This is a genomic window from Candidatus Amarolinea aalborgensis (assembly GCF_900491745.1).
Lineage (GTDB): Bacteria > Chloroflexota > Anaerolineae > SSC4 > Amarolineaceae > Amarolinea > Amarolinea aalborgensis.
The window spans coordinates 1-12,281 of the sequence record NZ_UETR01000063.1; the positions used below are offsets into that span (position 1 = coordinate 1).

7 protein-coding genes are annotated in these 12,281 nt (G+C 60.5%); all 7 read left to right on the forward strand.

Annotation, left to right across the window (positions count from 1 at the left end; all coding sequences use genetic code 11):
- Positions 1-183, forward strand: a 183-nt coding sequence (locus ACPQ6D_RS23240) for a DKNYY domain-containing protein (RefSeq protein WP_423226741.1), incomplete at its 5' end; no start/stop codon positions are given.
- A gap of 124 nt (positions 184-307) precedes the next feature.
- On the forward strand, positions 308-1,009 hold the full coding sequence (locus tag ACPQ6D_RS23245; protein WP_423226742.1) for a hypothetical protein: 702 nt from the start codon (positions 308-310) through the stop codon (positions 1,007-1,009).
- Positions 976-1,626: a histidine phosphatase family protein gene (locus ACPQ6D_RS23250; RefSeq protein ID WP_423226743.1), complete on the forward strand. Its 651-nt coding sequence runs from the start codon at positions 976-978 to the stop codon at positions 1,624-1,626. The genes ACPQ6D_RS23245 and ACPQ6D_RS23250 overlap by 34 nt, the downstream gene beginning before the upstream one ends.
- A gap of 136 nt (positions 1,627-1,762) precedes the next feature.
- Positions 1,763-5,911, forward strand: coding sequence for a hypothetical protein (locus ACPQ6D_RS23255; protein WP_423226744.1), 4,149 nt, complete (start codon positions 1,763-1,765; stop codon positions 5,909-5,911).
- Between the two features lie 3 nt (positions 5,912-5,914).
- A complete protein-coding gene (locus ACPQ6D_RS23260; RefSeq protein WP_423226745.1) occupies positions 5,915-8,521 on the forward strand; it encodes a LamG-like jellyroll fold domain-containing protein in 2,607 nt (868 codons plus the stop codon).
- Between the two features lie 255 nt (positions 8,522-8,776).
- Positions 8,777-10,672 carry a hypothetical protein gene (locus tag ACPQ6D_RS23265; protein ID WP_423226746.1) on the forward strand — a complete coding sequence of 632 codons (1,896 nt, stop codon included), beginning with the start codon at positions 8,777-8,779 and terminating at the stop codon, positions 10,670-10,672.
- A gap of 14 nt (positions 10,673-10,686) precedes the next feature.
- A partial coding sequence (locus tag ACPQ6D_RS23270) for a hypothetical protein (RefSeq protein ID WP_423226747.1) occupies positions 10,687-12,281 on the forward strand: 1,595 nt, incomplete at its 3' end.

The following is a 12,281-nucleotide window of genomic DNA, read 5'->3' on the forward strand; positions in this document are numbered from 1 at the left end:
AACACCTTTCAACTGGTGGTTCGAGGTTATGCGCAGAGCTATGCTTACGCCAAAGACGCAAAACGGGTTTACTATCACGGCGCCGTCATGGCCGACGCTGATGCGGCAACCTTCGCGATTACGATGGACGACAAAGGCATTGTCATACGTGATAGGAATAGACATTACCAAAATGGGATGTGATTTCTGAGAATTGGCAAGGGCTATGACGGAAAGCTGCAAAAATGCGTCGCCCCTCTGACGAATATGCAGATCTTGCTGCATCCCCCCGATATTCAATTAATGGGTCGGTCAAGCAAAACTGCCTATGAATTCAACAAGAAACCCACTTTACTCGATGCTGATCGTCTTTTCAATCATCGGTGCGCTGCTGATAGCCATCGCAGCGTTTCGTTATAGTTACAGTTCGTCGTCAGCCACAGCATCTGGGGCTGGATTTATCATTTTGCTCGCTCTTGCCGGATCATTAGGTTTGTATCGCAATCGGCCAAGCCGATATATGAATTCAGTAGAGCGAAATGGCATTCTCTGCTTCGGAATGATTCTTGGATTGCTCTGGATCGTCGAAATCAGCATCAACAATTTCATGGCGCCGCCACTTCCTGCGCGCGACTTCGTTGACAACATCTTCTGGGCCATCATTGCCTTGTCTATCTTCGCTTTCTCAATGATACGGGCTTATCAAAAGCATAGTCTTGTCCACGGCATTGAAGTTGGCATCTGGAATGGGCTGGTTAGCGGTTTGATGGCTTGCTGCATGGCGCTGATCATGATCGTTTTCGGTATGCGCTTTATCCTGCAAGATCCTCTCAATGTCTCCGAGTGGATTGGGCGTGGAATCGGCATCACTGCGCCAAACATGGCGGCCTATTTTGCTTTTGAGACGCTTGCGGGCGCCCTGGGACATCTCACTGTTCTGGGATTCGTCATGGGCAGCCTGTTGGGCGCCATTGGTGGAAGTGTTGGCAAAGGCATTTGGGCGCTTGTATTTCAGACGAGGGTTTCCTGATGAGACTTTACTTTGTACGACATGGGGAAAGCACCGCCAACCTTCTACGGGAATTTTCCAACAGTGGGTTCAAGCATCCGCTGACCGAGAAGGGCATCGAGCAAGCGCGTGCGGTGGCGCGCAGTTTGTCCGGCTTGCAGGTCGAACAGATTTATTCCAGCCCGGTCATGCGCGCCGTACAGACAGCGCAAATCCTGGCCGAAAGCCTGCAAGCCCCGCTTGAGTTCACCGAGGCGCTGCGAGAATGGGATGTGGGCATCTACGAAGGAACGACTGACCCGGTTGGCTGGCAGTTGCACAGGCAGGTTCAGGATGACTGGTTCACCCATCGAAGGTTTGATAGCAAGATGCCCGGTGGGGAGAGCTTCTATGAAATCCAAGCACGATTCACCCCCTTCATCGAAGGGTTGGTACAGGACGCGAGAAACTCAAATCGGAGCATCGTCTTGGTCGCGCATGGCGGTCTGTACCTGGCCATGCTGCCGGTCATCTTCAAGAACGTCAACTTCGCTTTTGCTTGTCAGCACAACTTCCCCTATACCGCCTGCGCCATGGCTGAGACTCGGCCTGACGGACTCTACTGCATCTCATGGTGCGGGGTATCGTTAAGTGTCTGATTATGACCGCTGGATTGGTGACAATACCCAAGAACATTGGAATGGGAACCACATCTTGATACCCTAACTCCGTTATTATTCCACCACTCAACTGAGACGTGGTCATGAAACGGGAGGGAAATCGTGATAGCAGACCATGCCTGACAAAGCGACGCTGATCGCGCCGATGCGCGTGGTCGCAATCCACCAATCTCAGGAGCGCGCGGTCGTCGGTCCTGAGATGGACTTCGAGTCGCTGCCCTACTACGACAAACAGCGCGGGCAGGACGTGAACCCCGACCTGCCCTATCTGGCCGAGTCAATTGCCTCTCAGCCGTTCGAAGATGCCAATTTCATCCTCAGAGCCGGCGTACACCTCCATTGGGACTTTCCCCAATTCCTCAAACGCACGAAATTCCGCGCAAGCGATCCCACCGAGTTTCCGGCGGTCCCCACACGCTGGCTGGTGAGTCGTTACGCCAAGCGCGGACGCAAACCAGACCGGCAGTGGGTTGTCGAGAGCGATGCGCTGCTGTTCGGCGAGGGCGGCGCCGCCATCCACGACGTGGCGCAGACCAGCCTAGATGCCGATATCTACTCCGGGGAGCAGCCGTTTGCCTACATCGGTGACAGCGACACGCTCGAGGCGTGGACGCAGCGGCGCGGGCGTTTGGGCGACAATTTCATCCCCTGGAAGGAGAAGCACGGCGGCCGGCCGCTGACCGCGTTGGGCTGGGGATCGCCCAGTTTCGACGTCTTCTATCCCAACTGCCGCGGCGTCTTCGGCTTTCACGATCCGGTCGGCACGCGCGACCACCGCTACCGGGTCATCGGCTGGTACGGCGACCTGAATGACGATTACTGGTTGAACTACCTGCGTCTGCGCAGCGGCGATTGGGGTCTGCAAGACATCGACGCGCTGACGCATCTCGACGCCGAACACAAGCGTACGCTTAAGCGCGAGCGCGTCGCCAAGCTGTTGCGCGACGACCTCGGTGTGGTGTTGCCGGCAGAAGACGCCCTCAGCAGCGAGGAGCTCGTCCTGGCGGCGCAGTGGGAGCGGATGGTGTGCTGCGGAGAGGCGCAGTGGTTGGACGCCGCGCTCCTCGACCCGAACGACGTCCTCTACGCGATGGGCAATTCGCCCACCGAGGCGCTGTCCGCGTTGATCGCAGAAAAAGCGACGCATGAGCAGGGACGTCCCGCCAGGGCCAGGCTGGAAGACAGCCTGGCTGCCATCCTGATGGGAGACCGCCTGAAGAGCCTGAAACTCGACATCGGACCGAAGTTCCGCGAGTTCCGCCACGCCGACGAATTTGTCGGCAGCGACGGCGGCGTGCAGTGGGTCGTCGAGAAGGTGGACGACAACCCGACCAAGCAGCCGCCTGGTGAGTACAACCAGGAGCAGCGGCCGGCGTCTCCCCTGCCGCCTTCCATCTTTCCCCTCTTGAACACCCTCAACACGGCGCAGCGCGCCTACGACGCGACGGCGCGCGAGCTGGAGAGCCAACAGTTCCAACTGTACACCGACTGGTATCGCTATATGCACGCCTCGTATCCGCCGCCCGGCGAAACGGAGGAGTACGTCGAAGTCAGCGATTTGCTGGCGGCCATCGAGCGGGGATCGCTGGCGGCGGTCAAGAAGCTGAAGTGGGCTCTGGGCGAGGCGGCCGACGGTCACGCGACCGGCCTGGCTGCCGGCATCGCCGATGCCAAGGCGGCGCTTGAAGAGGCCCTCCATCGGCTCAATACGGAAGTGAAAAACGATCCGACCATCGTCGAGCAGTTCCACTGGGAGGTTCAGCGCCGCCCGGCTGCGCGCTTCTGGGAACCGGCGTCGCCGGCGCTGGTCGTGGCGATTCCGCGCCGCGGCGGCGCGGCCGGGCTGGTCGCCGAGAATGACGCGGCCGCTGACTTCGGCGAGCTCAGTCGAGCCGACGCCGCGCTGCAGCCGCCGCTGACGTGCCAGCTGTTTTCTGCTCCGCGCGCCAGCTTCGACGCCGGTCGCTTTGCCCTCAATGCGCTGCTCAACGCGGACAGCATCACCTGGACGCTGCCGCAGACGCCGCTTTCGACCGACCTCCCGATTTTCCGCGGCGAGTGGCAGGTTGAGGTGTTTCCGGTGGCGACCATGCACTCGGTGACCCGGTCGTCTGGCGTTTACGATCCGCGCTTCATCCTGACCAACTACCTGTTGGGCGAAAACGAGCCTGACGTGGACGACCACCCCGATCTGACCAGCCCGCTGGCGCTGGCGAAGGCAGGCAGCATCTACGCCGGCTCGACCTACGTCAATCAGAAGCTGGACGACCGCTACCGCGGGCTGCTGCAGCGCTTTCGGGAGCTGCAGGAGGCGCGGCGCAAGACGCTCCAGGGGCAGGCAGCGACATTCGACGCCCAGGCGAGTGCGGCCTCCACAGCCGACGCGGCGGCGCAGGCCGGCGACGATGCGCGCGCCGCAGCCGCGCAAACACGGCGTGAGATGGAGGAATTGGCCGCGACGCTGGCGAACGCCGAGATGGCTGAAAATTTCCTCGACGGCCACGACCTGCTGGTCGTCACCCTCAACGGCTTCAACGCCGCGCTGCTCCAGCGCCACACGAGCATCCAGCTCAACCCGGCCGATCCGCTGGGCTTTGCCGAATACAAGGCGTTCGCCCAGGATGTGGCAGCGACGCTGGCCGGCGGCTTGAAGGGTGTGTCTCCTGATCCGCACGCTGCGTTCATGCCGATCCGCAGCGGCGGGCTGCGCATCATGACGCTGCGCCTGGTTGATCGCTTCGGCCGCTTCACCGATCTGACGCCAGAGGACGTGGTGACCGCGCTGCCGATGGAGGTTCCGGGGCATGGCGATTGGGTGCGGCTGCCGCCGCGGCTGGCGCAGCCGGCCCGCTGGAATTTCCGCTTCTTGCAGGCGACGCAGGTCGCGACGCCAGGCGCCGACCCGACCGAAAGCCAGAGCCACCGCGCCAGCTCGCCTGTTCACGGCTGGATCATCCCCAATCTGCTCGACCAGAGCCTCGATTTCTTCGACCCGCACGGCCGCCGGCTGGGCGCATTGCGGGCGATCGAGGAGCAAAGCTTCTGGGATGGCGCGGCACTGAGTACGCTGCCGCTGCGCCTGCGCCAAATCGTCGAGTGGCTGCTCGCCGCGGACCAAGAAGTGGAGCCGGGCCAGTCCAGCGATGACGTCCATTTCCTCGCCGAGTTCATCGAAGACATCGAAGAAGCGCTGGACAACATCCACCCTGACGACCGCGAAGGACAGTCCGCTTTCTCCGTGCTGATGGGGCGGCCGTTGGCCGTCGTGCAGTTCGGCGTGGCGCTGGAGTTGAAGGGGCTGCCCGCGGTCAACAACGGTTGGTCAGCGTTGTTCGACGCGATCCAAAACGCGCAGCATGTGACCGACGGCTTCGACGAGGTGCAGTTCTATTACCGGCTGGGCGAATACCGGCAGCGCAACGACGGTCTGGTCGGCTGTTGGGGCATCGAAGCGGACGGCGTGCTCTCCGCAGCGTTCAGCGTCAACGATTCGGTCTCGGCCGCCATCGAGCAGGCAGCCGTGCAGAGCCTCCAGGGGGAGTATGCGGAACGCGCACAGAAGGACGCGGCCCAGGCCGCAGATGTCCGCCAGTGGATCGATCTCAAGAACGAAGAATGGCAGATCTACGACCCGCAGGGTCGCACACTGTTCGAGTTCTTACTGGAAGAGCAGGATGAGACGGTCAAGAAGCAGGACATCATCCAGCCCTACGTGCGCGAGGGCAGCCGGGTGTGGGATATGCTGGTCGAGCGCGGCTGCCTGGTGGAAGAAGTCCCGTTCAGCCGCATCCGCCACTACGCTGAGGAGTCCCAACTGAGCATCAGCGCGGCCGAGGAGATGCAGCAGTTCGTCGCCCTGCTCGACCCGCACGGCCTGGTGCATCTTGCCAGCGGCATTCAGCCGGTCAAGACCATCCAACTGCCGGAACGCTTCACCAAAGAGGCGCTCGGCCGGATCGAAATGGAGTTTCTGACCGCGCCGGTGCTGACGCCCGAACGCGAACTGCATCTTGCGCTGCCCAAAGAGCAGGGATTTGCCTGGTCGTGGCGCGAGGCCAACCGCTGGCCTGCCAACGGCGCGGCGCAGGACTCGGAACTCAGCGACCAGAACGGCCAGCCCCTCGCCACGACGGAAATTGCCGAACAGGACATCAGACCGTTTCAGACGGTCGCCTTTTTCCCGGAGCGCTTTGTGCTGCGCGAAGGGCAACTCGTATTGAAGCACAGAACCGAGCAACCAACCGACGATCCCAAGGAGCACTAAACGATGGCGAACGACACACCTTGCCTCCACCTGCCGCTGGACGAAATTCGCTATGTAGAAGGAACGGCCCACGCGCCAAACGTCGGCGGCAGCGGCCGCGACGCCATCGTGCACGGCAATCCGCAAATTCTGCACGACCCGACGCTGGGGACGTGCCTGCGCTTCGACGGCGACGGCGACTACATCGAGCTGACCGACCTCTCGGCGCTGACATTGGCGCAGGGGATGACGGCGATGGCGTGGGTGCGCTTCGAGGACACGCCGTATTTCAGCCGCATCTTCGACCTCAACGTCGCGCAAGACCAGAAATCCAAGATCATCTGGGCCGGCAACGAGGCGCGTTCACAACACCTGGCGTTCGAGATCAACGGGACCCGCTTTCGGGTCGAGAACGGCGTTGCGCTGGGGCAGTGGCGTCACTTCGCCTTTGTCTACGATCCGGCTGGCAAGGTCTCGATCATGATGGACGGCACTGTTGTTTTCAGCACAGCGGTTTCGCTCGACATCGCCAGCACGGCCTGGCAGACGGGATACCTCGGCAAGAGTTCCTGGGCGGCCGACAGCCTGTTCCGCGGCGCGCTGGCGCATTTCCGGCTCTACAACCAGCCTCTCGCGCGCGCCGAAGTGAACGAACTGATGATCAGCGACAAGGGCGCGATGGCCTACTATCGGGAAACGACGCTGCTGAAGGTCGAGCTTTACACCGTTCGCGACGACGACCACCAGCCGATTCTGTACGTCGAGGCGGCCAACCGGGGGGAGCCGCTGGAGGTGAGCCTGACCAATCCGGGGGACAAGCCGGTGGCGTTCAAGCCGTTCGACGCGCCGACGGCCGACGACTTCCACGTCCAACTGCGCTTCCGCCGCAACGTCATCGCCCCCAACGTGCTGCGGGCGCTGCAGTCGGACAAGAGCGTCGTCATCGAAGGCTGGCGGCACGCCGCGGGCACGACGCCCGACGGGCGCGAGGATTTCATTTCGTTTGTCAAGACGGAGGCGCCCTTCGCGTTGAACAAAGGCGAAGCGTGGCGCATCCAGATTCCCAACTTCAGCGCCGCGGCGCAGGGCGGTGCGCGCAACACACGCGTCCAGGTGCGTTACCGCACCGAGCCGCAAGACCCCGGGTCGGTCGTGCGCCACATGGAAGTGCAGAGTCACCTGGGCCTCAAGACGATTCCCCTCATCGCCCGCTTCCGCGATTCCAACACCCTCCTCAACAACGGGCTGACGAGCAACGAGTTGACGCTCGAAGTGGTCTACACCAGCGACACCGGCAGCGTCCGCCTCGATGAGGCCAGCAAGTTCGAGCTGATCATTGACGACGAGCTGTTGGAAACCATAGAAAATGGCAAAGTGAAATCGGTCAGCAGCCTGCAAGCCACGTCTCAACCCGATTGGTTGGAACCTCAGCCAGTGGCTGACGGCATCGGCCATAAAACGATTGCTATCAAGGTCAAGGCACGTGAAGGTGCGGCCTCAGCGTCCCTGTTGGAAGTGAAACGCGATCATTCGCTGACCTTCGCACTTTCCAACTGGGTGACCAACAAGCCCTCCGGCACGTACAACATTCTGCTGCGCTACGAAAACATCCCCGGCTATTGGGATGGGGCGTGGGTGCTGCCAGTGCAGTTCAGCCCGCTGCTGCTGCGCAGCGACAAGATCGGCATCGGCACCGATGACCCCAGCGCCGACCTGGAGATCCGCCGCGATGCAAAGGGTGCGCTGGGGCCGGTGCTGCGGCTGAACAACTTCGGCGGCGGCGCAGGGGCCGGCGGCGCAATTGAGTTCAACAGCTACAACGTGGGCAAGCGGACAGTCACCGCGGCTGATGGCGCGGTTACCGAGGTGTGGCACGATCCCGCATTTCGCATCCAGAGCGTTGACGACGGCAAGGGCCGGGATGACCTCGCCTTCTCCAGCAAAAAAGAGGCGAGCGGCGCAAGCGAGCTGCAAGAAAGAGTGCGTATCACAGCGGAGGGCCGGATCGGCATCGGCACCCCGACACCGGCTGCGGCGCTCGATGTAAAAGGCGACGCACAGATCGGCGGGAGTGTCAAAGCCACCGGTCGCATACAAGACGCGACGGGCTTCGTGATGCCGGTTGGCGCAATCCTACCCTATGGCGGTCGCACGAAGCCGGATGGTTGGTTGCTTTGTGAAGGAATCGAAATCAAACGCGAAGTCTATCCTGACCTGTATGATGTGTTAAAAAACCCGGACAGACCAGACGATCCCGTTAAAGTGCCGGATCTGCGCAGCCGGTTCATTGTGGGGGCAAATCCTCAGAACGCAAAATACAGCCTTAATCAAACTGGAGGCAGTGAAGCCCATACGTTGACCGAGCTAGAAATGCCAGCTCATGGTCACAAAGTGAACCCTGAAGGATATCACCAATTCGCGCAAGCCAACATCCATTATGACGGCGATCCCTCATGGGGCGCCGAAGACAAAACAGTATTTGTGCCTGGCGACGAGAAGTCTAAGCAACACCCCGATTTTATCAGGCCAACAGGCGGCGCGAAAGCGAACGATGACGTTTGGATGGGAGCCACCCAACCCCACAACAACCTCCCGCCGTATTACGCCCTGACCTACATCATCAAGTATTGAAGGTGGCTTGATATGCCGACGGATGCGCGCAGTTCAACAACATCGGGAATCTTCAGCCGGTTTCTGAATCGAAAACGCGCCCTGGGAGGGGTTGATTTTAGCCTCCAGGGCGAGGCGGTCAGCCGGCTGCAGTCGTTCAACCTGGCCGGCATGGACTACCAGGGACAGGTTTCCAGCGGCTATGGTCACGAGGGTGTGAGGGTCAATCTTGGCGCGCAACTGAGCATTTTCGACTTCATCTTTCCTTTGATCCCCTTGCCCGGCTTGCGCGCGGATGCCACGCTGGACCTTGCCGGCAGCGGACTCAAGGAGCATTTCGTTCTCATACAGCGTTATCCGAAGGCGCTGGTCAAATCTCATCTGGCGCAAAACCGGCAAACGGGACAGTATGAGATGACACCGCGGCAGGTGTGGGGAACGAGTTCGCCGCTGTGCCTGCTGGGGCTTGAAGGCGTTTCAGGGGAGATCACCCTCCGCGCCGGCGTCCAGGCCGGTGCGGAGATTCCCTTTCCATCCTTGGGCGATGAGTTGGGCATCAACGTTTCTGCTCAGGCCGGCGCTTCTGGCGCGCTCACCGGCAAATTCATCCGCTTGAGCGGAGCCTATACCGGGGCGTTTCCCAGTCCTGCAGATGATAATCTGGCACTCCAGTCCAGGCTGGAGCAAATCGTTGAATACCTTTTCAGCCACACGGACAGACCCTTGCTTAAGCAGCAGATTGACGACTGGATCGCCGATATGATCGCCAACTGGCTGCAAGCCAAGCAGTCGTTGGCCGGCCCGCAAGGGCCTACCCAGGCCAGCCGTACACCTATCCTCAGGGAAAGAAAGCGAGATTTTGTCAAAAGGCAACTCTCAAGAATACCCCTGGGGCGCGTCAGTGACGATATTCAGACAGTATTGAATGAAAGGGTGTTTTCGATTGTCAATCTGGAACTGCGGCTGCCGTGCTTCTCAGACCTGCTCACCAGATGGCAAGCGCAGCCTTCCACTGCGAGCCTCTTGGATAAACTGGATCAACTCAGAACCTACATCCTTCAACTTCCCCCGCAGGCTTTGCCGCAAGCAGAGAAAATTGCTGCTCTCAGGCAGATTCAAACCTATGTAATCTTATTGAAGAAGAGCTACAGTCGGATCGAGCCGCGCTCTGTGCCCGGATTCGTTTCGGCCGACCAAAGCTTCTTTCACCTGTTCTCTTTCGCCGGAGGGGCAGAAGCCTCCGCTGGGGCGTCGGCCGAAGCCAGCCTGCAGACGCCCACCATCCCCGTGGCAAACATCACTATCCAGGCGTCGGCAGGGACAGGCGCGTTGGCAGGAGCCAGGGTGGATATGCAGCGCATCGCCTACCGCTATCAGTCCCGCCTGGATGGCGGCGCCTTTCCACTGTTCTTCACCCAGGACACCTGGATCACCTACCGGCGGACCCGCGCTTCGGTGGAGGCCTTTGCCCAGGTGGGTCTGGGGCCGTTGAGTGACGAACAGCAAGTAAGCCGTGAACTGGCGTATCAATCCATGAGCTATCTCTCGACCGCGCTCTATTGGACTCCCACAGGCCCTACCATTGTTCCCGAGCAAGGCAGCGGTCTGCGGATTGGGATGTCGGTCGCGGCGCGGCGGCTCATTCGCTATGCCAGGGCAGCAGGCCAGCGTCTGACCCAGATATCCGATCCTATCTGCAGAGGCTTGTATATTACGGACGCGCAGTTTGGTCAGCTCATGGCTGGGGCTGACCTGGGCAGTCTCGATGAAAATCAGAAAGGGTTCCCAGCCTACCTCTTCCTGGAAGCCGCGTTTGCCTTTCCCGACGATCTTCGCATTGACCTCAAGGAAAACCGCGCAGAACCCAAATCCACCGGACATGGGCGAATGCTGCAAGACCGCCAGCTTCTCAACAGCCGGCTGCAATCCCTGCGCGTGCGGATCCGGATTTCTGATGCCGAAACGAACGAAACGCCGCTTTTCAAACTCGGTTTCCCGGTCATCAACTCTCGAATCAATGTGGACTTGTCCAGGGTGCGCGGCGCCGGACAGGAAGGAATGTTCGACTACTACGTGCACTGGTTCAGCAACCCGACCCTGAATTCCGATCCCGCTGCAGCCTTAGCCGCGCAGGAAACAGCCATCCCCCCCGTCGTCCTGCTTCATCAATAGAAACGGTAAGAACGATGATCTTCGACAAACCAGATCCAATTGAGAAACTCAAGCATTTTCTTGGGGATCATTTTCCGCCGCCAGAAAAGACCGAGGATGTCCAGGGAATCCAGTTTGCCCCCTGCGCCGTCGCGGACTTTGCCGCCTTGTTCAGCGGACTGACCGGCGAGTCCATCGCAGACTATCTCCCTGCGGAATACACCCAGGTCGCGCAAGGGCTGCAGATTACCAGCCTGCAAGCCATCCAGGAGGACGACCCCCAGCGGGGCTTACGCTTGACGATGCCTGACAGCGGGTTGTACCAACTGGAGTTCGCCGTTGTCTGGACGGCGCCCTGGACGATCGCGGATGTGATCGAAATTCGGGATTCCTTCATTGCCTTTACGATCACGTTCTCCCAGGAAAGCGGCCTTTCGGTTTCGGCCGTGATCGGATCGGGAAAGATCAAGTTTTTCGATTACCACCTGGATCTGGAAGTCTCCGTGCATGTGCCGTCCTTTTTGATCGAAGCCCGCCTGAAGACCGATCAGGATACCACAGGCGCTGCCCCGGCCGGGATGGCGGAAAACTACCTGGGATCGCTGAAGAAGGCCAGCGCAGACGCCATTTTCATCGAAGATATCCGGTTTTCGGCCGCTCCCTTTCTACAGAGTTACCTCCTGCATCTGTCAGTTGATAACGTGCTGGACCTGCACGACAAATTCAGGGTGGATCGCTTCCAGGCGGAGATCAGCTATCGCGGGGGCGCTGGCGCCGCCGCCGACTACGCTATCCTCGCCTATACGGACCTCGAGATTGGTTTTGCCCAACACCCTTTGATCATCAGCCTGAGCGCTGCGCTGGTGAAAGAGGGGAGCACCTCCCGCTGGGGATTTTCCGGCAGCACCGCCCATCCGGTCACGCTCAACGAGATCATGGACGACTTGGCGAGCCTCTTCGGCGCAGGCAACCCGTATCATCTGCCCGATTTCATCGCCAACACCACCCTGACCCACCTGGGGCTGGCCTTCGACGTGGTGAGCGGCGCAGCCAGCGAGCAGGACTACACGTTCACCTTGGGCCTGGACCTTCCGCTGGCAGAGCGCACAGTCCAACTGGAAATCTACGCCCATTACCGGAAAACGGGCAGCGCGTACGAACTCGAACTGACCGGCGCGCTCTCCCTGGACGGCTTTCAACTTGCTGTGGCCTTCGCGAAATCCGCCGACGGGCATGGGAAATCGGACACCCTGATCCTGGGCAGCCTGCAGACGCCGCTCAAGCTCGACTCCAGCGATCTCATTCGCGCCATCGCCCCCAGCCTGGCCGGCGACGTGCCGATCAACGTAGACATCGAACTGCTGGGACTGCTGCTCGCCATGCACAGCGGCGGTTCGACTGAGTTCGCCGAAGTCAGCGCGCAGCCCCAGCTCCCTGGTCCGAGCGGCGCAACAGCCCAGCAGCCTGCATCCGCAGCAGTCCAGCGCGAGTACCTGTTCCGCCTTTCGTTTAATATCAACGTTGGTCTGGACGGGCTGCCCCTGATCGGCACGATGTTGAAAGACGTGCACTTCAAGGACGGGCAACTGCTGGCCGCCAGCCGCGACTGGCAGAACGCGCAGATCGGCGA